Origin of the sequence: Aeromicrobium sp. UC242_57, from assembly GCF_044452305.1 — a bacterium.
Taxonomy (GTDB): Bacteria; Actinomycetota; Actinomycetes; order Propionibacteriales; family Nocardioidaceae; genus Aeromicrobium.
Genome location: NZ_JBIOAM010000005.1, coordinates 777975 through 796979, shown reverse-complemented (window position 1 = coordinate 796979; position 19005 = coordinate 777975). Strand labels below are relative to the sequence as shown.

Sequence of the window (19005 nt, the reverse complement as noted above, 5' to 3'; positions counted from 1 at the left end):
GTCGCTGAAAGCCGACCGTTACTCTTGGGGCATGAGCCACAACCAGCCTCTCGCTGCTTTCGACCCCGACATCGCTGCGCTTCTCGACGCTGCAGCTGCACCGTCAGCAGTCGACGCTCGAGATGATCGCGTCGGAGAACTTCGCCCCCGTGGCGGCGTTGGAGGCGCAGGGCAGCGTGCTGACCAACAAGTACGCCGAGGGTTACCCGGGCAAGCGGTACTACGGCGGTTGTGAGTTCGTCGATCAGGTCGAGACGATCGCGATCGATCGGCTCAAGCAGCTGTTCGACGCGGGCTACGCCAACGTCCAGCCACACTCGGGTGCCACGGCCAACGCGGCCGCGCTGCACGCGATCGCGACGGTCGGCGACACGATCTTGGGTCTTGACCTCGCCAACGGTGGTCACCTGACGCACGGCATGAAGCTCAACTTCTCGGGCAAGCTGCACAACCCGATCGCCTACCACGTCGTGCCCGAGACCGGCCTGGTCGACATGGACGAAGTCCGCTCCCTGGCGCACGAGCACAAGCCCACGGTGATCATCGCCGGCTGGTCGGCATACCCCCGTCAGCTCGACTTCGCGGCGTTCCGCGAGATCGCCGACGAGGTCGGCGCCAAGCTGTGGGTCGACATGGCGCACTTCGCCGGACTCGTGGCGGCCGGCCTGCACCCCAGCCCGCTCCCCCACGCTCACATCGTGACGACCACGACGCACAAGACCCTGGGTGGTCCGCGCGGCGGCGCGATCTTGACCAATGACGACGAGGTCGCCAAGAAGATGCGTTCGGCGGTGTTCCCCGGTCAGCAGGGCGGACCGCTCGAGCACGTCATCGCCGCAAAGGCCGTGGCGTTCAAGATGGCGCTGGAGCCCGGCTTCAAGGAGCGCCAGGAGCGCACCATCGAGGGAGCCAAGATCCTCGCCGACCGGCTCCTCGCCGATGACATGACATCCGCCGGGGTCAAGGTGCTCAGCGGCGGAACCGACGTGCACCTGGTCCTGGTCGATCTGCGCGACTCCGAGCTCGACGGCCAGCAGGCCGAGGACCGCCTCCACGAGGCCGGTATCACCGTCAACCGCAATGCGGTGCCCAATGACCCGCGTCCGCCGATGGTGACGTCGGGTCTGCGCATCGGCACGCCGGCGCTCGCGACCCGAGGATTCGGTGCCGACGAGTTCACCGAGGTCGCCGACATCATTGCGGCCGCACTGCAGCCCGGCGAGGTCGATCTCGACGGTCTGCGCAAGCGAGTCACGGTTCTGGCCGAACGTTTCCCGCTCTACCCGGACGTCGCGCCCTTCACCGCGTGACGGGCAAGCCCGCGCTGCGATCCTGGTTCTCCCCCGGGCTGATCGGGCTGCACGTCTTCGCGATCGTCGCGGTCGTGTTCTGCGTCGTGATGGGGTTGTGGCAGGCCGGGGCGTACGACGACCGTCAGCACCACGAGCAGGCCGACAAGCGAGTGGTTCCCACTGTGGCGTTCGAGAGCCTGTGGGTGGCCGGCGACCCGTTCCTGACGAAGTTCAACCACCGGCCGGTCACGGTCGACGGCGAGTTCGCGCCGGCCGACCAGCAGGTCTGGGTCAGTGGCAAGGAGCTCGACGGTCGCACGGGGGCCTGGTTGCTGGCGCCGTTCATGGTCGACGGGACCGACGACGCCGTCATGGTGCTGCGGGGATGGGCGCCCGAGACCGGCGACCTGCCCGACGTCCCGTCTGGCGCGCTGACGGTCGACGGCGTGCTGGAGCCCGGCGAGTCCGCCGACTCCGGCTTCGACGACACGACGCGCACGATCGGCTCGGTGCGGATCCCGGCACTGATCAACGTGATGTCCTTCGACCTGTACTCGGGATTCGTGATCAGCACTGACGAGAACCTCGCTGCCGGTCTCGAGCTCGTGCCGCCACCTCAGCCCGACGATGTCTCGTGGACCGTGGGTCTGCGCAATCTGGCCTACGCGCTCCAGTGGTGGGTCTTCGGCCTGTTCGCGGCGTTCATGTGGTGGCGGATGACGGTCGAGACGGCTCGGGCTTCGGAGCGAAAGGTAGCCTGAGGCGGTGAGCAAAGTAGGAATCGCGTACCGAGTCATCGCCTACATCGTGGGCATCAACCTGATCTTCGTGATCGGCGCCTGGATCGCCCAGATGTCCACCGACGAGCTGTCGTGGTGGAACCGCAACTCAGGCCTGATCGGCACGATCGACATGATCCACGGCTACTTGTTCATGGCGCTGCTCGTGCTGATCGCGGTGCTGGCGCGCCGACTGCGTTGGAAGCCGCCGTTCGTCATCACCACGATGCTGCTGGCGACCGTCCCGTTCGTGAGCTTCTGGGCCGAGCACCGGGCCGCCAACGCCATCAAGCGCGACGAGGCCACCGCCCTCTCCCCCCAACCCTGACGAGGTTGTTGTCGCCCCTCGAGGAGGTACTTGTCGCCCTTCGACGAGGGACTTGGTGCCTCGGCGAGGGGCAGTAACCACCTCGTCAAGGGGCGGTAAGTACCTCGTCAGCGGCCGGTGAAGGTGGCCTTGCCGGGGCCGTCGGCCAGGAACGACTCCATGCCATCTTGCAGGTCGGCGGTGTCGAACAGCCGGCGGCGATCTCTGTGGTGTGGGCGTTGGCCTGGGGCACTCCCCCGGTCTCGAAGTGGCGAAGGATCTGCTTGGCAGCACCGAACGCCTGCGTGGGGCCGATCGCGATCTGGCGGACGAACGTCAGCACCGCCTCGTCGAAGTCTTCTGCGGGCAGCACCCGGTTGACGACGTTCCAGCGCTCGAGGGTCGCGGCGTCGTACAGGTCGCCGGTGAACACGAACTCCTTGGCCCGCCCGACACCTGCGCGTGCTGCGAGGCGCTGAGTCCCGCCCATCGTCGGTGTCAGACCGATGACGCGCTCCACCAGGCCGAACCGGGCCTTCTCCGAGGCCAAGATCAGGTCGCAGGCAACTGCGACCTCGAAGGCCCAGGTCAACGTCAGCCCATGGGCGGCGAAGAACGTGGGGATGTCGAGGGCTTCGATGCGGTTGGGGAGCTCGAGCATGCGGTCGTACAGCGCCTTGGTCGCGGACTTGGCCTTCTGCGCGTGGAACTGCGACACGTCGACACCCCCGGAGACGATCTTGCCCTCGGCCCGGACCAGCAGGGCGCGCGGCAGATCGGCTACGACCTGGTCGAGGGCCCGATCGAAGTCGGCATGCATCTGCAGGGAGTACAGGTTGACCGGCGGATCGCTGAACGTCAGGACCGCGATGCCGTCGTCGGTCCGGTCGACGCGGACGGTCATGCGCCGCCGCCGGGCTTGGCCGGATCGTAGGAACCGCCCTTGTTGGCGGAGGCGTTGCGGAAGGCGAGCACGGCAGCGATCACCGCAGCGATCAGGACGAGCTTGCGGACCGGGTGGGCGGAGCTGGTCTTCGACATGGCTCCACGATAGCGAGCGGTGGTCGCCGCGGCGCTGAAATGACCGCCGTGAGCCGGGTCTTGGTCGCTCGTGGGATGATGCGTACAGCACATTCGAAAGGAATACCCTGTGGCCTCGCAGCCCATCGCGACCTTCACGACCAATCACGGCGACATCGTCGTCGAGCCTTTCCCCGACCACGCACCCGAGACGGTGAACAACTTCGTCGGCCTCGCCGAGGGCACCAAGGAATTCCTTGACCCCGAGACGCGCAAGCCGATCTCCAAGCCGTTCTACGACGGACTGGTGTTCCACCGCATCATCAAGGACTTCATGCTCCAGGGTGGTGACCCGCTCGGTACCGGCACGGGCGGACCGGGATACACGTTCAAGGACGAGTTCCACCCCGACCTGCAGTTCGACCGTCCCTACCTGCTCGCGATGGCGAATGCCGGACCGGGCACGAACGGCTCGCAGTTCTTCATCACGCTGGTGCCGACGGCGTGGCTGACCCGCAAGCACACGATCTTCGGCGAGGTCGTCGACGAGGCCAGCAAGGCCGTTGTCGACAAGATCGGCGTGGTCAGCACTGACCGCTTCGACAAGCCGACCGAGCCCGTCGTCATCGAGAAGCTGACGATCTCCCGCACTGAGGGATGAACCACCCTGCTTCGGACTATCGCTGCTACCGCCACCCTGACCGCGAGGCGTACATCGCGTGCCAGCGTTGTGAGCGGCTGATCTGTCCGGAGTGCATGCAGGAGGCTTCGGTGGGCTTCCAGTGCTCGTCCTGCGTGGCCGAGGGCGCCAAGACGGTCCGTGCACCACGCACGGCCGCCGGTGGCGTCATCTCGGCGCACGCAGGACGTGTCACGACGATCATTATCGCGATCAATGCGATCGCCTTCGTGCTGAGCCAGTTCTCTGACGAGTTCTTCGAGCGCGGCGCGCTGGCCGGATTCAAGGTCGCTGACGGCGGCTGTGGCGGATGGTCACCTCGGCGTTCCTGCACGCCGACCTGTGGCACCTGCTGTCCAACCTCATCGTGCTGTTCTTGTTCGGGCCCTTCGTCGAGCGGGCCTTGGGCACGACGCGCTACATCGCGGCCTATCTGACGTCCGCTGTCGTCGCGTCCGCCTTCGTGTACGTGCTCACGGGACCTTTTGTGGCGACGATCGGCGCGTCCGGAGCAGTGTTCGGCCTGTTCGGCATGGCGTTGCTGCTCCTGCTGCGTGCCAAGGAGGACGTCCGCACGCTGCTGGCGTTGCTGGCCATCAACGCCGTCGTCAGCGTGACGAATGCCTCCATCAGCTGGCAGGGCCACCTGGGCGGCTTCGTCGCGGGTGTCGTGCTGGGCGCGGCTTTCGCCTACGCACCACGCGACCGCAAGAGCTGGCCCAGGTCGCCGCGTTCGCCGGCCTGTGGATAGCTGTCGTCGTCGCCGTCGCGCTGAGGACGAACTACCTGGTCTGACGGGTCATTGCCTGCAACGGCAGGAAATGACATCCATGTGATTATCCACCACTGTGCACACAGCTGTGGATAACTACACCGGTGTGATTCACTCCCACTTCATGGCGAAGCCGAAGGCCGCCACGATGAAGCCCATGCCGATCACGAGGTTCCAGTTGCCCAGGTCGGAGTACCACTGCAGGAACGACGGGTAGTCGACGTCCTGACCGTTCAGCACGTAGAACACCACGATCCAGACCAGGCCGATGATCGCCGAGATCAGCATGGCCGGGCCAGCCCAACGGTTGCCGATCTTCTGGGGCTTGGGGCCCGGGGGGTCTTGTCTCTCGCCACAACGTCTCCGGATGGTCGGTGCGACTTTCTGGCCGCATCGGTAGGTGGTCTCCGATAGCCTAGTCGTCGTCCGATCAGGGAGGTATACGGCATGGCGAAGCGAGGCACTCATGCCCGTCAGCACTCGCCCCTGATCGTGCTGCTGCTGTTCGTCCTGACGGGCTTCGTCTTCGTCACGGCGTCGATCAGTGCCGACGGCGACGATCTGCGGCCGGCCGGTGGCGACGTCTCGTCGCTGCTGCAAGAACGCGCCCAGCGGATCGAAGATCTGCGTGACGAGGCCGAAGGAGCTGCGGTCCGAGATCGACGCCTTGTCACTCGGTGTCTCCGGCGCCGATCTGGAGAAGTCGCGCAAGAAGGTCGCCGCGCTCGAGCCGGCCACGGGTCTGACGCCCGTCGAGGGTCCCGGGCTCCGGGTCACCCTGACCGATGCGCCCGATGCCGGCAAGGATCCCGACATCGACCCCAACATCCAGATCGTCCACCAGCAGGACATCCAGGCCTACGTCAACGCCTTGTGGGCTGGCGGCGCCGAGGCGATGTCGCTGCAGGGTCAGCGCCTGATGACGACCACTGGCATCGTGTGTGTCGGCAACGTCGTGATCCTCGACGGCGTCCCGTACTCGCCGCCCTACGTCATCGAGGCGATCGGCAACGTCGCCGGCATGGAGCAGGCCATGGCCAAGTCACCCGACACCATCAGCTACGCCCGCTACTCGCAGGACTATCAGCTGGGTCTCGAGATCGAACAGCTCGCGCAGGTCAAGGTCAAGGCGTACGGCAACCCGGTGTCCTTGGCCCACGCGACCATCCCGTCCTCTTAGGGGTTGAGGTCGCCGCCCAGGTCGTCGACCCCGCCACCGCCTGGATCAGTCGGATCGGTCGGGATCTCTCCGCCGTCGCCGTCACCGTCGTCGGTGCCCGGGTTGGTCGAGTAGGTCAGCGCGATCGTGGTGCCGGGGGAGACCTGCGTCCCAGCGGCGACGGACTGGGCCGTGACCTGGTTCTCGGGGCTCGTCGAGTTGGGATCCTCGGTCTCGGTGTACTTCAGTCCGAGATCGTCGAGGGCGCCCTTGGCTGCTTCGATGTCCATGCCGACGAGATTGGGCACCTGCACCTGGCCCTTCGACACGAACACGGTCACCTCGGCGCCGACCTGGACGTCGGCGCCGGGAGTCGGGGTCGTGTTGATGACCTCGCCCTTGGCCGCGGTGTTGTCGACGTTCTTGCGGACGACCTTGAAGTTGTAGGGCGCGCCTTCGAGCGTGGACTTCGCGTTGTTGTACGGCAAGCCGCGGACGTCGGGCATGCTCTGTGTCTCGGGTCCGCTGCTGACGACGATGTTGACGGCAGAGCCTTCGTCGGCCTTGGTGCCACCCGGCGGGTCGGTCTCGATGACGTCGTCCTTCTCGACATCGGCGCTGGCCTGCTCGGTGACCTCGCCGATCGTGAATCCATCGCGTGTCAGGGTGCGTTGCGCATCGTCGAGGCTCATGCCGGACACATCCTCGATCGTGACCTGCGTCGGAGCCGGGTCTTCCTTGCTGTCGAAGGCGCCGGTCATCCACAGGACGCCGACGATGGCTGCGATCAGCACCGCCACGAGTGCGCCGATGGCCCACCACATGCCCGACTTGTCGTCTGACTCGTCCTCTGGGGGAGTCGTGGCGCCCGCTGCTGCAGCAGCCGCCGGGGCGACGGCGGTGCCACCGGGGACGACGGCGGTCGTCGAGGTCGGAGCATCGACGTGGTGGCCGGCCAGCACGCGCTCGATGTCTTTACGCATCTCGGCGGCGCTCTGGTAGCGGTCCTCGACCCGCTTGGCCAACGACTTGGCGACGATGTGGTCGATCGCCAGGCTGACGTCGGGGTTGAGCGGCGACGGAGGACGTGCCTCTTCGCGGACGTGCTGGTAGGCCACCGAGACGGGGCTGTCGCCGACGAACGGGGGACGCCCGGTCAGCAGCGTACAGCAGGCAGCCGGTCGAGTAGATGTCGCTGCGTGCGTCGACGGTCTCGCCGCGTGCCTGCTCGGGGGAGAGGTACTGCGCGGTGCCGATGACCGCAGCGGTCTGCGTCATCGCGGACGAGGTGTCGGCGATCGCGCGGGCGATGCCGAAGTCCATGACCTTGACCTGGCCGGACGGCGTCAGCATGACGTTGGCCGGCTTGATGTCGCGGTGGATGATGCCGGAGCGGTGGCTGTAGTCGAGCGCACTGAGCACGTCGGCGGTGATCGACAGGGCGCGCTCGGGCAGGATCTTGCGGCCGTTCTCGGCTCCGCGCAGGATGTCGCGCAGGGTCTGGCCCTCGACGTACTCCATCACGATGTACGGGACGTGGCTGCCGTGCTTGTCGATCGACTCGCCGGTGTCGTACACCGCGACGATCGACGGGTGGTTGAGCGCCGCGGAGGACTGCGCCTCGCGCCGGAACCGGGCCTGGAACGTGTCGTCTGCCGACAGGTCGCCGCGCAGCTGCTTGACGGCAACCGTGCGGCCGAGGCGCAGGTCTCGGCCGACGCGCACATCGGCCATGCCGCCGCGGCCCAGCAGACCGCCGAGCCGTAGCGGTCGCCCAGGCGGATCACGTCGTCGTGTGCGCCAGTGTCGCCGGATTCGGTCATGGTGTCAGTCTCCCAGAACGTGAGGTGAATCGAAGGGGCGATGGCATGGCGTCGGAGCGCTCACCGTCGCCGGTGCAGGTGGTGGAGTGTGTGAGGTCGTGGATCATTTGCCCAGCACCGCTTCCATGACGGACTTCGCGATGGGACCGGCCAGGCGTCCGCCGGCGATCTCGTCGCGCGCGGTGTCGCTGGACTCGACGAGCACCGCGACGGCTACCTCGCGGTCGCCGTCCTTGGCGTACGAGACGAACCAGGCGTAGGGCGGTCGGTCTTGCGTGGACTGGGCGGTGCCGGTCTTGGCGCCGACCTCGACGCCGGGGATCTGGGCCGAGGTCGCGGTGCCGACGTCGACGGTGCTGATCATCATCTCGCGCAGCTTGCGGGCCGTGCTGGAGCTGACGGCCTCGCTGAGGCGGGACGGCTCGGCCTTCTCGAGCACCCGCAGGTTGGGTGCCCGGACGGTGTCGACGACGTAGGGCTTCATGACGTCGCCGCCGTTGGCGATGCCGGCGGCCACCATGGCCATCTGCAGGGGAGTGGCTGCGACCTCGAACTGGCCGATGCCGGACTGCGCCAGCTGCGGCTGGTTGAGCTCTTCACCGCTGGCGGTGAAGCGGCTCGCGTTCATCGGCAGCTCGTCGAGGGGGTCGGTGGTGAAGCCGAACTTCGCGGCCTGGTCGGCGAGATCTTCCTGCCCGATCTTCAGTGCGAGAGCACCGAAGGCCACGTTGCAGGAGACGTTCATGGCGCGTTCGAGGGTGATCCGGTCGCCGCCGCAGTTGCCGCCGCCCTCGTTGGGCAGCGTGTACGAGCCGGCCGCGCCGCCGAAGCCGGCTTGGAGCCGGCCTTGACCTTGTCGTCGATGTTGTCGACGACGCCGGTCTCGAGGGCCGCAGCGGCCGTGACGGCTTGAACGTCGAGCCGGGCGGCAGGATCTGCTGGGTCACCCGGTTGAGCATCGGCTGGTCGTCGTCGGTGGTGAGCTTGTTCCACGACTTCTGCACGGCGGCGAAGTCGTGGCTCGCGGCTTGTTGGGGTCGTACGACGGCTGGTTGACCATCGCCAGGATCGCGCCGGTCTTGGGGTCGATCGCCGCGACGGCGCCCTTGGTGTTCTTGCCGAGCGCCTCGAGGCCGTCGGCGGCGGTCTTCTGGGCGAGCGGGTCGATCGTGGCTCGACGCTGCCGCCCTTGCGCTGACGGTTGGACAGCAGGTCGACGACCTGGTTGACGAACAGCCGGTCGTCGCTGCCCGACAGCACTGGGTTCTGGGAGTTCTCGAGCCCGCCACGTCCGAACACGTACGAGAAGTAGCCGGTGAGCGGAGCATAGAGCCCGCCTTCGGGGTACTCGCGCTGGAACTTGTACTCGTCATCGGACTTGACGCTCTCGGCGATCGCCTTGCCGTCGACCAGGATCGCTCCGCGGTCGCGGGAGAACTGCTCGTTGATGACGCGCTTGTTGCCGTTCTTGGCGTTCAGGCTGTCGGCGTTGACGAACTGCACGTAGTTGATGTTGACGAGCAGCGCCACGAACATGACGAGGCACACGATGGCGATGTTGCGGATCGGACGGTTCATGACAAGCTTCACCACCTGGGTGTCCTCATCGCTCTGGAAGGTCGAGATCTCGGGGGCCGGACGTCTGGTCTGGTCGCTGATGCGCAGCAGCAGCGCGATGATCGCCCAGTTCATGACCACTGATGAGCCGCCTTGGGCCAGGAACGGGGTCGTGAGGCCGGTCAGCGGGATCAGCCGCGTCACTCCGCCGACCACGACGAAGACCTGCAGGGCGAAGGAGAAGGCCAGGCCGGCGGCGAGGAGCTTGCCGAAGGCGTCACGGCAGGTCAGCGAGATGCGCAGACCGCGCTCGACGATGAGTCCGTAGATCAGCAGGATCGCCATGAGGCCGGTGAGGCCGAGCTCTTCGCCCATCGACGCAGCGATGTAGTCGGAGAACGAGTAGGGCGTCAGCTGGGGGCTGCCCTGTCCGAGGCCTTGGCCGAGGACGCCGCCGTGCGCGAGCCCGAACAGTCCGCTGATGACCTGGAAGTTGTCGTCGGGGTTGGAGAACGGGTCGAGCCAGGCGTCGAAGCGCGTGCGGACGTGGCCGAAGGCGGTGTAGCCGAAGTAGGCCCCGACGGCGAAGAGTCCGGCGCCGACGACGATCCAGCCGGGACGCTCGGTCGCGACGTACAGCATCACGACGAACAGTCCGAAGAACAGCAGCGACGAACCGAGGTCGCGCTGGAGCACCAGGATGCCGACGCTGACCAGCCAGCACGCCAGGATGGGACCGAGGTCGCGGCCGCGCGGCAGGTCGATGCCCATGACGCGGCGTCCGGCCAGAGCGAGGGCATCACGCTTGACCACGAGGTAGCCCGCGAAGAAGATCGCGAGACACACCTTCGCAGCCTCGCCGGGCTGGAAGCTGAAACCGGCGAAGGTCACCCAGATGCGGGCGCCGTTGATGGTCTGGCCGAGGCCCGGGATCAGCGGCAGCACGAGCAGCGCGATCGCGACGAAGCCGAACGTGTAGGTCAGCGACTGCAGCCGGCGATGGTCGTGGACGACGATCAGGATGCCTGCGAACACCGCGACGCCGATCGTGGTCCAGATCAGCTGCGAGTTGGCGAAGGCGGCCCGGTCGGGGTTGATCTGCTGGCGACCGAGGTCGAGCCGGTAGATCATCGCCAGGCCGAGGCCGTTGAGGGCGATGACGAGGGGGAGGAGGACAGGATCGGCGTATGGCGCGACCTTGCGGACGATGAGGTGCGTCGCGATCGCCAGGACGATCAGCGCACCGCCGACTTGTACGTGTCGGCGGGGATCGTGCCTTCGACCCCGAGCCCGACCGATGCGTACGCGAAGATGCCGATGAACACGGCCAGCACCGTCAGGAAGAACTCGGCTCCCCGGCGCTTGCGGGGAACCCAGACCGGCGTCGTCATGGTCGCCACACCACGTTGGCCGCGGTGGGGGTCCGGCTGGCCTTCGTGGAAGGTGTCGTCTTGGTGGGCGTCGGCGTCGCGGTGGGCGCCGGTGGGGTGATGTCGAGCTCGGCGACGGTCTTGTAGGCGTCGGCCCTGCTGGAGGCCTCGACGCCTGACTCGATCTGTCGGCGCTGGAAGTCGCTCAGCGACGTCAGCGAGATGTCGGTTAGCTCTTCGACGTGCTGCAGGGTCAGGCCTGGGATGTCGACCTGGACGCCGCGGAAGATCGCGACCTTGCCGTCCTGCGCGGCCACGAAGTACTGGTCTTGAGTCCACTTGTAGGCGTACGTGCCCGCTGCGGCCAGGATCGCGGCCACGACGACGAGCGCGGCCGTCCAGCGCAGCCACCGACGTCGACTGGGTTCGCGCGGCGCGTACCGCAGCTCTTCGGGATCGAAGTTCACCGGCTCGTCGTGGCCGCTCGCGGCATTGCCGGTGCGGGGACGGGCCTGCTGGCTGGCTGCACCGACCAGCTGCGGCTGACCGTCGGCGCACGACAGGTGCTCGTCAGGATCGGTGCCGGCCTCGACGAACTCGGCGATCACGACGGTGACGTTGTCGACGCCGCCGGCTTCGAGGGCGAGGCGCACGAGCTCGGTCGCCGCCATGTCGATCGTCTCCGACGCCATGGCCCTGGCGATGACGTCGTCGGTGACCATGTCGGTCAGGCCGTCGCTGCACAGCAGGTAGCGGTCGCCGAGGTGGGGCTGGAGCCAGCTGAGGTCGGCCTCGTTGTCGTCGCGGCCGAGCAAGGCGCGCAGCAGCAGTGACCGATGCGGGTGGACGCGGGCCTCGTCGCGCGAGATCCGTCCCTCGTCGACGAGGCTCTGCACGAACGTGTGGTCGTCGCTGATCTGTGTCAGCACGCCCTCGCGCAGTCGGTAGGCGCGTGAGTCGCCGAGGTGGGCCACGGCGAACTTCTCGCCGTCCCACAGCATGACCTCGAGCGTCGTGCCCATGCCTTCGACGGCGGGGTCGCGGCGGATCAGCTCGCCGAGGCGGGCGTTGGCGAGCTTGACCGCCTGAGCCAGGGCATCGAGGGCGTCGACGTCGAGGTCACGGTCGAGCTCGCGGATGATGTTCATGGCCTCGGACGAGGCGAGATCGCCTGCCGCCGCACCGCCCATGCCGTCGGCGATGGCCAGCAGGCGACTGCTCGCATAGCCGGAATCCTGGTTGCTGGAACGGCGCAGACCGGTGTCGGTCAGCGCGACATAGCGAAAAGCTCAGGGCAGTCATGGATTACTTCTGCAGCTCGACGATGGTCTTGCCGAGGCGGACCTGGATGCCGAGGCCGATCGGGACAGGGGCCGTGATGCGCTGGCTGCCGAGATAGGTGCCGTTGGTGGAGCCGAGGTCTTCGACGAACCACTGCTCGCCGTTCGTGGCGAAGCGTGCGTGCCGGGTCGAGACGTAGTCGTCGTCGAGCCGGATCGCCGCATCGGTGCCGCGGCCCAGCAGGATCGGGGCGTCACCCAGCGGCACGCTCTGGCCGCTGTTGGGCCCCGACACGACCTGCAGCTTGGTGGGATTGCCGCGCGGCGGCTTGCGCGTCTTGGTCGACGGCGCCTTCTGCTTGGCCGGCTTGGGGGCCTTGGTCGACGGCGCCTTGGTGCCGAAGATGTCGGAGCGGATCACCGACACGGCGGACAGGACGAAGAGCCACAGCACGGCCAGGAAGCCGAGCTTGATCAACGTCAGGGTGAGCAACATCAGACGGCCTCACTCATGCGGATGACAATGATGGTGTTGCCCAGCCGGATCTCGGACCCGTCGCCGACGACGCCCGTTGCGACCTTGTGACCGTTGAGCACGACGCCGTTGGTCGAGTCGAGGTCGATGATCGTCACAGTCGTCTCGGTTCCGCTCTGGTGGATCTTGATCTGCGCGTGACGCCTGGAGATGCCCGGATCGTCGATCTTGAGGTCGGCGTCGTTGCCGCGACCGATCACGACACCGGGAGGGCTCAACGGGTGCTTCATCCCGTTGACCTCGATCACGACGTTGGAGGAGCGGACGGCGGTCTCGGTCATCCGCTGGCCGGCGACCGGGGTGACCGATGCGGTCGTGCGGCTGCGCACCCGGAAACGTCCGGTGCTCAGGTCGGCGGTCATCTTGAAGGAGATCTCGAGCGGACCGGTCATCGTGTAGCGCTGCTCGGCTACATGCTCCTTGACGAGCGTCGAGAGCCGTCTGCCAGCGTCGTGCTGAACGGGTTGAGGCGTTCGAAGTCGGACGGTGACAGCTCGACCGTGAAGTCATTGGGCACGAGCATGCGTTCGCGCGACAAGATGTGAGCGGAGTTGTCGACCTCTCGCTGCAGTGCTGCGGCGATCTCGACTGGCTGCACGGCGCTGCGGAATGCGCGCGCGGAATGCGCCGGTGACGGCTCCTTCGAGTCGTTGCTCGAAACGTTGCAGCACCCCCGCCATCTGCCCTCACCTCTTCTCTCGTCAATGGTGTTCCAAATGATCGTATCGGCAGAGGGAGAACCGGCGAGTCCTCCGGCATGAGGTAGCCGGGCGGAAGACTCATTGTCGGAGCCTGTTAGACTCACTTCTCGGTCCTTGAGTTGTTGTTTTCGAGGGTCATGCGCGGGTGGCGGAATGGTAGACGCGCTGGCTTCAGGTGCCAGTGTCCGCAAGGGCGTGGGGGTTCAAATCCCCCCTCGCGCACACATGAAGGATGGGCTCCGACAGTTTCTGTCGGAGCCCATCCTTTTTTGTAGGTGGCTGAGGGTGTCGCCCATGGAATGCGTTCCAGTGCGGTCGGATCTTTGCGTGGTAACGCTGCTTGGAGGCCAGCCGCCAGCTGGCGACACCGCTACCACCACCTTCAGCGACGCTCGAGGCAGATCACGTCGACTGACGCCCGTGGCGCCACGCTGTGGACCCAGTACGACGCGCTGGGGCGTGAGATCAAGACACGTGACGACAACGCTGATGGAACGCTGCGGACCAGCCGTGTCTACGACACGGTCGTCCCCGGCATGGCGACATCATCGACCAGGCACACCGCCGCTGGCGACTACACGTCCTCAGTGATTGGCTACGACTCCGCCGGTCGTCCTACCGGCAGCAAGTTGATGTTGCCGTCATCCGAGTCCGCGCTGTACAAGGCGGCTGGCTACGTCACCAACCTGACGTACAACGTCGATGGTTCGGTCAAGACGGTTCAACTGCCCTCAACCACGGGACTTCCGTCAGAAACTCTGCAGTACGGCTACGACGCGCTTGGCAAGCAGACCCAACTCGCCGGGTACTCGTCAATCGTCCCCGAGACGATCTTGTCACCGTTCGGCGAAGTGCTGCAGCGAACGTTCAAGTCGGCGCTACAAAAAGGTGTCTACGAGACCCGTGACTACCAAGTGGGCACGCGGCGTCTCGAACGCAGGATGGGGTGACTCGAAGGTTCCGGAACGACCGCCATACTCGATCAGCGCTACAGCTACGACCCAGCCGGCAACGTCAAGACTCTGAACGACATTGCTCCGGGCGACACGACGGGCGCAGGAGCTGACAGCTTCCGGCAGTGCTTCACGTACGACCACCTTCGACGCATGACACAAGCCTGGACGAGCGCGACCACGAACTGTGCTGCGCCCACCAAGGAGACACTTGGCGAGAAGGACTCGTACTGGGACTCGTATGAGTTCGACTCGGCAGGCAACCGGACCCAGTGGGACAAGGTTCGAAGAAGCGGTCCGAACCAGACTTCGACCACATTCCAGTGCCGAGTCGGCTGAGTACGTCTACGACGCCAATGGAAACCGCCTGATTGCGCGGGACAGCGCATCAAATTCCACGACGCTGTTCGCCGGCATGGTGGAGGTGAAGGCGACCGGATCCGCGGTCACATCGACTCGTCACTACACGCTGGGCGGCGAGAAGGTCGCAACGCGTATTTCGGGATCGATCAACTTCTTGATTGCGGACCACCAGGGCACCCCACAGGTGTCGGTTTTCGGGGCTAGCCAGCAAGTCACGAAGCGTCGCTTCTCACCCTATGGTGATCCGCTGGCCGAGCCAGCTTCGTGGCCTAGTGACAAGGGATTTCTGGGGAAGACGACGGATCGAGCCTTGGGCACGACCCATCTGGAGGCGCGTGAGTACGACACGGCCTTGGGTCGGTTCCTCACGGTTGACCCGGTTATCGATCCGATGGATCCACAGCAGCTGAATGGCTACGCCTACGCCAACAACAGCCCAGTGACGATGATGGATCCCGACGGTCTGTGGCCGTGGTCGAGGCCGTCCTGGGGTGGGATCAAGCGCGCGGCGAGCGGCACTTTCCGGGCCGTGGTGTTCGACTACAGGGCCTGCTCAGGCATGTCCTGGGGATGCGCTCTGGAGGTCGGCTCTGCGACCCCGTGGGGCAAGGCAGCGAAGGTCGGCAAATTCGTGATGAAGGCGAACCCGCGCACTGCGGTGTTCACGAAGACGTTCTCGCCCAAACCGACTCCAAAGGTGCCGGTTGCGAACAAGACCGTCCGGAAGGTGCAGACGACGCCGAAGTCTCGGAAGGCTCCGGACCCTGCACCGAAGGCCAAGCCGGACACCGAGGCACCAAAGACCGCCAAGGCGAGCGCCTGCTCGTTTGCCGGGGCGACGACAGTGCTGATGGCCGACGGATCACGCAAACCGATCCGGAAAGTCAGGATCGGGGACAAGGTTCTGGCCACAGACCCGGCCAACGGCCGCAAGGTCGTTCGGAAGGTGCTGACGGTCTTCAAGCACCGCGATGCAGTCGTGGACCTCGAGCTGTCCAGCGGGTCTGTACTGACTACGACGCCGGACCACCCGTTCTGGAATGAGTCCGAGGGCGAGTTCCAGCGCGCGGACGCGCTTGCCCAGTCCGACGAACTGCTCACACCAGAGGGTGCTGCGGTGAATGCTGTTGGACTGCAGCGCAGCACCGTCAGGTGGGCAGAGGCCTACAACCTCGAGATCGACGACGTCCACACGTACTTCGTGGGCGAAGACGAAATCTTGGTACACAACCAGAACACCTGCGACGTTGGCAGTGGCGGCGCGAAGCGCGGCCCGAAACCATTCGGCGAGGGCCCTCACAACGTGAAGATCAAAGAGGTGGCGGACTCGGTTACTGACGGCGACGTCGTCGGAGGTGGTCAACGGTTCGGCCAGAAGGAGAGCGTCGTAGATACGACGGGCGGATTGAAGTCCTCCCGTCGTCCGGACGTCACAGTTCGTCGGCCCGATGGCAGCCGTTACGGAATAAACATCGGCAAGCAGAGCCGGAGGTCAGGTGCGCCGATCAAGCGGGAAGCCGAGGCCCTCAACGATCTAGAAGAGTACGGCGGATGGGAGATGTACTTTGTCCCTTACAACTAGGATCATCCCGTGACAGAACCCCAATTCCGCCGGCTTGGTGCGCAATTCCACGCCACGCCATCCGAGCTCTGCGATCTGATTGTTGCATTCGCGGAGGTTCACGAACTCGACTTGATTGCTGAACGCTTCTTCCCAAAAAGGGTTGTGGACCTGTCTGAAAGGGGCCAGCTTTTCAGTTGACCTCCGAGTCGGATGATCCGGTACGTCGGGTCCTGATGTATCCGGCTGGCGGGGAGGTGCCGGGCGAAGAGAAACCGGGTGGGTGCTTCGTGACCTTTGGGTTGATCGAGGACTGGGGTCTGGAGCAGACGATGATCAGCGCGTCGTGGGATGTTGCGGATCTCGATCGGACGCGGCTGTGGAAAAAGTTCAAGCGCACGATCTACAACCAAGCGAGGGCCGGGGCGATTTTTGTCGGTCCGCGCGCATCTGCTTACGACAAGTCTTATCGAATTCTGCCCGAAGCAGAGGAATACGCACGTGGTGGTGGAAGACTCGTAGCGTTTAAGGACGGGCCGGAGTACCGGCTTCCAGCGACAGGCTGACGGTCATCTAAGGGTCGTCTTGGAGGTTGGCCATGACCAGGCGCAGGCGCAAAGTTGGCGATGTCTACCAGTTTCAACTGTCTGAAGGTAGATATGCTTACGGTCGTGTGCTGGAAGACGCATGCGTGGCTTTTTACCGCGAAATCACAGCTTCGCCGGCTGAACCACCCATAGGTTCTCGTGACTATCAGTTCGTTGTGGGGGTCTACCGGCATGTCTTTAGGGCCGACGGAGTTACTTTTGTCGGTCACGACAAGAGCCGAGATGAGACGGATGACTGGCCTCCGCCCATGAAGATTACTGACCCGCTCACGGGATCGTTGAGTATCTACGAGCGTGGTCAGATTCGTCCCGCAGGCACCGAAAATTGTGACGAGTTGGAGCCTGCGGGCGTATGGGACCTGCCGCAACTCTTGTCGAGGCTTGAAGGGCAGGGCTCCGCCCAGCAGTGAGCTCCGTGCCTGTGCCTGCCCGCAGATCTCCGTCATCCAGCGCATCGATCTGGAGGCGGAGCCCGCCCTGGCATTCATCGGTTCGGCGCTACACACGCTTGTTCGGCGAACTAAGCGGATTCAGGGCGATGCTGAGGTCGTTTCGCCTCCGTCAGTATTTCGGGGGGAAGGGTAAGTTCTCGGGAATCTTCGACGTAAACGGCAGCCCTCCGCAAGCTTGCGTTGCCCGGACCTCATCTTCTCGAATGACTACGTCCCAACCCAAAACCCGCTCAAAAAACTTCACGTGCTGACACGGATATATCCTCATAACAACGACATTGTTCGGGTCGGGAACGTTTAGAGGTTCCCGGACTGGGTGGGCCTTGTGTGGATTGTTCTTATTGGGTCTGACCTAGTCTCCGCCAAGCTGACCGAACAGGCGGCCAGAGGTTGGTCCCGCTGTGTTGGACAGGTCGTCATCGGGTAAGAAATCGATTCGGGGCGTCAGCAACAGTTTATCGAGGCTCAGCGGAACCAAGGAATCTCCGCCAATGCCATTAACGGCATCAGTCCCACCAACAAGAAGAAGGGCGAGGCACATTGAGGCCGCTATTGGAGAATTCGGTGTGATGCCATGACCGGGCGCAGGCGCAAGGTTGGCGACGTCTACCAGTTTCAACTGTCTGATGGTAGATATGCCTACGGTCGAGTGCTGAAAGACTCTTGTGTGGCCTTTTACCGAGAGATCACGGTTTCGCCGGACCAACCTCCGATAGGTTCTCGCGACTATCAGTTCGTTGTGGGGGTCTACCGGCATATCTTTGGCGCCGATGGAGTTACTTTTGTCGGTCACGACAAGAGCCGAGATGAGGCGGATGACTGGCCCCCACCAATGAAGGTTGTTGACGCCCTCACAGGCGAGGCGAGTCTCTACGAACATGGTGAGATTCGTCCCGCAGGCACCGTCGATTGTGACGAGTTGGAGCCTGTCGCCGCGTGGGATCTACCGCACCTCCTGCCGAGGCTTGAAGAGCTGGGATCGGTCTAGCCCGGGCACGGACCATCTTCCTGACGCCAGGAGGTTCGGCTCTCAGAACAGGTGGTCCTCGCGGGAGTCGAGCCGGGCACCTGGTCACTGTCGTGTCGAAATGTTGAGGGGAATTGGATGTATCAGCGTTTCAAGGCCGAGTGCGCGTCCCGCAGGGACTCGCGCGTTCTGCCGCGTTCGCCGTGGATCGATGATCGTTTGAGTCGTGCCGCTGGGTATGGGGAGTTTGCTGCAGAGTTCGCGGGGGCATCCTTCGAGTCGGGCCTGTACCGGGTACATGACGATTCAGACTGGGCCGTTGGCCATGGCTCTTATCACCGCTGCGTTCCCCGAGTTTTCGACCCGTGTATGCCCATTCGGCTACGACTGGCTCGGTAGACAGTTCGCTCTGGACAGCAGTCGAGAACGAAATGAGCCGCAGGTTCTGTTGTTGGAGCCAGGCACTGGTGAAGCGTTGGAAATCCCTGTCTCACTGGCCCAGTTTCACAACGAGGAGCTGACGGAGCACGCTGATGCAGCCCTAGCAAGCAAGCTTTTACCAATCGTGGTCACGGGCTAACAGAGAGTCGCTGCCGTTAGGTCGGGAACAATGTGTGGGCTATGGAGTGCCGCTCTTTCTCGGCGGAAGCGACGACTTCGAAAACCTTGAGGTCATAGACTTGGACGTGTACTGGACTTTGTTGGGCCAGCTGCGTCGGGGCATAGTCCAACTTCTGCCAGGCGCTTCGATCAGCGGAGTCTCCGGTCGCTAGCTGGCCTCGAACTTGAAGAGGTCAGGACGTGACAGAACCCCAGTTCCGCCGGCT

General features: G+C 64.9%; 23 protein-coding genes, 1 tRNA gene and 4 pseudogenes. 15 read left to right on the top strand and 13 right to left on the bottom strand.

Annotated features, from left to right (window positions below; translation table 11 throughout):
• The first annotated feature begins 31 nt into the window (after nucleotides 1-31).
• The 3 genes and pseudogenes from glyA to ACHMWU_RS26475 all read left to right on the top strand — a co-directional run bounded on the left by glyA (nucleotide 32) and on the right by ACHMWU_RS26475 (nucleotide 2399).
• Nucleotides 32-1310, top strand: a pseudogene (gene glyA, locus ACHMWU_RS26485) (serine hydroxymethyltransferase).
• Nucleotides 1307-2053: an SURF1 family protein gene (locus ACHMWU_RS26480; RefSeq protein ID WP_396048529.1), complete on the top strand. Its 747-nt coding sequence runs from the start codon at nucleotides 1307-1309 to the stop codon at nucleotides 2051-2053. The pseudogene glyA and the gene ACHMWU_RS26480 overlap by 4 nt, the downstream one beginning before the upstream one ends.
• Before the next feature lie 4 nt (nucleotides 2054-2057).
• Nucleotides 2058-2399: a DUF3817 domain-containing protein gene (locus tag ACHMWU_RS26475; protein WP_396048528.1), complete on the top strand. Its 342-nt coding sequence runs from the start codon at nucleotides 2058-2060 to the stop codon at nucleotides 2397-2399.
• A gap of 85 nt (nucleotides 2400-2484) precedes the next feature.
• Here the strand turns inward: ACHMWU_RS26475 and ACHMWU_RS26470 are convergent, their stop codons facing one another.
• Nucleotides 2485-3282 carry an enoyl-CoA hydratase/isomerase family protein gene (locus ACHMWU_RS26470; RefSeq protein ID WP_396048527.1) on the bottom strand — a complete coding sequence of 266 codons (798 nt, stop codon included), beginning with the start codon at nucleotides 3280-3282 and terminating at the stop codon, nucleotides 2485-2487.
• On the bottom strand, nucleotides 3279-3419 hold the full coding sequence (locus ACHMWU_RS26465) for a hypothetical protein (protein ID WP_396048526.1): 141 nt from the start codon (nucleotides 3417-3419) through the stop codon (nucleotides 3279-3281). The genes ACHMWU_RS26470 and ACHMWU_RS26465 overlap by 4 nt, the downstream gene beginning before the upstream one ends.
• Before the next feature lie 109 nt (nucleotides 3420-3528).
• Between ACHMWU_RS26465 and ACHMWU_RS26460 the strand changes: the two genes are divergently transcribed.
• A complete protein-coding gene (locus ACHMWU_RS26460) occupies nucleotides 3529-4059 on the top strand; it encodes a peptidylprolyl isomerase (protein WP_396048525.1) in 531 nt (176 codons plus the stop codon).
• Between the two features lie 328 nt (nucleotides 4060-4387).
• On the top strand, nucleotides 4388-4828 hold the full coding sequence (locus tag ACHMWU_RS26455) for a rhomboid family intramembrane serine protease (protein ID WP_396048524.1): 441 nt from the start codon (nucleotides 4388-4390) through the stop codon (nucleotides 4826-4828).
• Between the two features lie 132 nt (nucleotides 4829-4960).
• On the opposite strand, the gene ACHMWU_RS26450 is transcribed toward ACHMWU_RS26455, so the two are convergent.
• Nucleotides 4961-5317, bottom strand: a complete 357-nt coding sequence (locus ACHMWU_RS26450; protein ID WP_396049238.1) for a cell division protein CrgA — start codon at nucleotides 5315-5317, stop codon at nucleotides 4961-4963.
• Nucleotides 5318-5477: 160 nt separating this feature from the next.
• On the opposite strand from ACHMWU_RS26450, the gene ACHMWU_RS26445 reads away from it, so the two are divergent.
• Complete coding sequence (locus ACHMWU_RS26445) at nucleotides 5478-6029, top strand: DUF881 domain-containing protein (protein ID WP_396048523.1); 552 nt, start codon at nucleotides 5478-5480, stop codon at nucleotides 6027-6029.
• Here ACHMWU_RS26445 and ACHMWU_RS26440 read toward each other — a convergent pair.
• From ACHMWU_RS26440 to ACHMWU_RS26395, 10 genes and pseudogenes are all read right to left on the bottom strand, one after another.
• Nucleotides 6026-6700 carry a PASTA domain-containing protein gene (locus ACHMWU_RS26440; protein ID WP_396049237.1) on the bottom strand — a complete coding sequence of 225 codons (675 nt, stop codon included), beginning with the start codon at nucleotides 6698-6700 and terminating at the stop codon, nucleotides 6026-6028. The genes ACHMWU_RS26445 and ACHMWU_RS26440 overlap by 4 nt on opposite strands.
• Nucleotides 6701-6983: 283 nt before the next feature.
• Nucleotides 6984-7742 carry a protein kinase gene (locus ACHMWU_RS26435; RefSeq protein WP_396048522.1) on the bottom strand — a complete coding sequence of 253 codons (759 nt, stop codon included), beginning with the start codon at nucleotides 7740-7742 and terminating at the stop codon, nucleotides 6984-6986.
• A gap of 192 nt (nucleotides 7743-7934) precedes the next feature.
• Entirely contained in the window at nucleotides 7935-8576 is a 642-nt protein-coding gene (locus ACHMWU_RS26430; RefSeq protein ID WP_396048521.1) for a penicillin-binding transpeptidase domain-containing protein, read from the bottom strand.
• Between the two features lie 198 nt (nucleotides 8577-8774).
• Nucleotides 8775-8897 (bottom strand): hypothetical protein, encoded by a 123-nt coding sequence (locus tag ACHMWU_RS26425; RefSeq protein ID WP_396049236.1) that lies wholly within the window; start codon nucleotides 8895-8897, stop codon nucleotides 8775-8777.
• 170 nt (nucleotides 8898-9067) lie between these two features.
• A pseudogene (locus ACHMWU_RS26420) lies at nucleotides 9068-10519 on the bottom strand (FtsW/RodA/SpoVE family cell cycle protein); the annotation flags it as partial.
• Nucleotides 10520-10623: 104 nt separating this feature from the next.
• Nucleotides 10624-10779, bottom strand: a complete 156-nt coding sequence (locus ACHMWU_RS26415; RefSeq protein WP_396048520.1) for a hypothetical protein — start codon at nucleotides 10777-10779, stop codon at nucleotides 10624-10626.
• Nucleotides 10776-12014, bottom strand: a complete 1239-nt coding sequence (locus ACHMWU_RS26410) for a PP2C family protein-serine/threonine phosphatase (protein WP_396049235.1) — start codon at nucleotides 12012-12014, stop codon at nucleotides 10776-10778. The genes ACHMWU_RS26415 and ACHMWU_RS26410 overlap by 4 nt, the downstream gene beginning before the upstream one ends.
• A gap of 49 nt (nucleotides 12015-12063) precedes the next feature.
• Entirely contained in the window at nucleotides 12064-12534 is a 471-nt protein-coding gene (locus tag ACHMWU_RS26405; protein WP_396048519.1) for an FHA domain-containing protein, read from the bottom strand.
• On the bottom strand, nucleotides 12534-12803 hold the full coding sequence (locus ACHMWU_RS26400) for an FHA domain-containing protein (protein ID WP_396049234.1): 270 nt from the start codon (nucleotides 12801-12803) through the stop codon (nucleotides 12534-12536). The genes ACHMWU_RS26405 and ACHMWU_RS26400 overlap by 1 nt, the downstream gene beginning before the upstream one ends.
• Before the next feature lie 153 nt (nucleotides 12804-12956).
• A pseudogene (locus ACHMWU_RS26395) lies at nucleotides 12957-13171 on the bottom strand (DUF3662 domain-containing protein); the annotation flags it as partial.
• A gap of 242 nt (nucleotides 13172-13413) precedes the next feature.
• Between ACHMWU_RS26395 and ACHMWU_RS26390 the strand changes: the two are divergent.
• From ACHMWU_RS26390 to ACHMWU_RS26350, 9 genes and pseudogenes are all read left to right on the top strand, one after another.
• Nucleotides 13414-13496 (top strand) — tRNA-Leu (locus ACHMWU_RS26390).
• Between the two features lie 101 nt (nucleotides 13497-13597).
• Nucleotides 13598-14224, top strand: coding sequence for a hypothetical protein (locus ACHMWU_RS26385; protein ID WP_396048518.1), 627 nt, complete (start codon nucleotides 13598-13600; stop codon nucleotides 14222-14224).
• 156 nt (nucleotides 14225-14380) lie between these two features.
• Nucleotides 14381-14566, top strand: coding sequence for a hypothetical protein (locus ACHMWU_RS26380; protein WP_396048517.1), 186 nt, complete (start codon nucleotides 14381-14383; stop codon nucleotides 14564-14566).
• Nucleotides 14567-14651: 85 nt separating this feature from the next.
• Nucleotides 14652-16172 (top strand): polymorphic toxin-type HINT domain-containing protein, encoded by a 1521-nt coding sequence (locus ACHMWU_RS26375; protein ID WP_396048516.1) that lies wholly within the window; start codon nucleotides 14652-14654, stop codon nucleotides 16170-16172.
• 9 nt (nucleotides 16173-16181) lie between these two features.
• Nucleotides 16182-16352 (top strand): hypothetical protein, encoded by a 171-nt coding sequence (locus ACHMWU_RS26370; protein WP_396048514.1) that lies wholly within the window; start codon nucleotides 16182-16184, stop codon nucleotides 16350-16352.
• Nucleotides 16353-16387: 35 nt separating this feature from the next.
• A complete protein-coding gene (locus ACHMWU_RS26365; protein WP_396048513.1) occupies nucleotides 16388-16717 on the top strand; it encodes a hypothetical protein in 330 nt (109 codons plus the stop codon).
• Between the two features lie 32 nt (nucleotides 16718-16749).
• A complete protein-coding gene (locus tag ACHMWU_RS26360) occupies nucleotides 16750-17169 on the top strand; it encodes an Imm26 family immunity protein (RefSeq protein WP_396048512.1) in 420 nt (139 codons plus the stop codon).
• Nucleotides 17170-17785: 616 nt separating this feature from the next.
• On the top strand, nucleotides 17786-18199 hold the full coding sequence (locus tag ACHMWU_RS26355) for an Imm26 family immunity protein (protein ID WP_396048511.1): 414 nt from the start codon (nucleotides 17786-17788) through the stop codon (nucleotides 18197-18199).
• A 566-nt stretch (nucleotides 18200-18765) separates the two neighbouring features.
• A pseudogene (locus ACHMWU_RS26350) lies at nucleotides 18766-18951 on the top strand (T6SS immunity protein Tdi1 domain-containing protein); the annotation flags it as partial.
• Nucleotides 18952-19005 lie beyond the last annotated feature (54 nt).

What these genes read in the sequence shown, in the direction of transcription:
- ACHMWU_RS26470 (WP_396048527.1), bottom strand. Translation starts at nt 3,282, where the DNA reads ATGACCGTCCGCGTCGACCGGACCGACGACGGCATCGCGGTCCTGACG.
- ACHMWU_RS26465 (WP_396048526.1), bottom strand. Translation starts at nt 3,419, where the DNA reads ATGTCGAAGACCAGCTCCGCCCACCCGGTCCGCAAGCTCGTCCTGATC.
- ACHMWU_RS26455 (WP_396048524.1), top strand. Translation starts at nt 4,388, where the DNA reads ATGGTCACCTCGGCGTTCCTGCACGCCGACCTGTGGCACCTGCTGTCC.
- ACHMWU_RS26450 (WP_396049238.1), bottom strand. Translation starts at nt 5,317, where the DNA reads ATGAGTGCCTCGCTTCGCCATGCCGTATACCTCCCTGATCGGACGACG.
- ACHMWU_RS26440 (WP_396049237.1), bottom strand. Translation starts at nt 6,700, where the DNA reads ATGAGCCTCGACGATGCGCAACGCACCCTGACACGCGATGGATTCACG.
- ACHMWU_RS26435 (WP_396048522.1), bottom strand. Translation starts at nt 7,742, where the DNA reads ATGGCCGATGTGCGCGTCGGCCGAGACCTGCGCCTCGGCCGCACGGTT.
- ACHMWU_RS26430 (WP_396048521.1), bottom strand. Translation starts at nt 8,576, where the DNA reads ATGAACGTCTCCTGCAACGTGGCCTTCGGTGCTCTCGCACTGAAGATC.
- ACHMWU_RS26415 (WP_396048520.1), bottom strand. Translation starts at nt 10,779, where the DNA reads ATGACGACGCCGGTCTGGGTTCCCCGCAAGCGCCGGGGAGCCGAGTTC.
- ACHMWU_RS26405 (WP_396048519.1), bottom strand. Translation starts at nt 12,534, where the DNA reads ATGTTGCTCACCCTGACGTTGATCAAGCTCGGCTTCCTGGCCGTGCTG.
- ACHMWU_RS26400 (WP_396049234.1), bottom strand. Translation starts at nt 12,803, where the DNA reads ATGAAGCACCCGTTGAGCCCTCCCGGTGTCGTGATCGGTCGCGGCAAC.
- ACHMWU_RS26380 (WP_396048517.1), top strand. Translation starts at nt 14,381, where the DNA reads ATGACACAAGCCTGGACGAGCGCGACCACGAACTGTGCTGCGCCCACC.
- ACHMWU_RS26365 (WP_396048513.1), top strand. Translation starts at nt 16,388, where the DNA reads ATGTATCCGGCTGGCGGGGAGGTGCCGGGCGAAGAGAAACCGGGTGGG.
- ACHMWU_RS26360 (WP_396048512.1), top strand. Translation starts at nt 16,750, where the DNA reads ATGACCAGGCGCAGGCGCAAAGTTGGCGATGTCTACCAGTTTCAACTG.
- ACHMWU_RS26355 (WP_396048511.1), top strand. Translation starts at nt 17,786, where the DNA reads ATGACCGGGCGCAGGCGCAAGGTTGGCGACGTCTACCAGTTTCAACTG.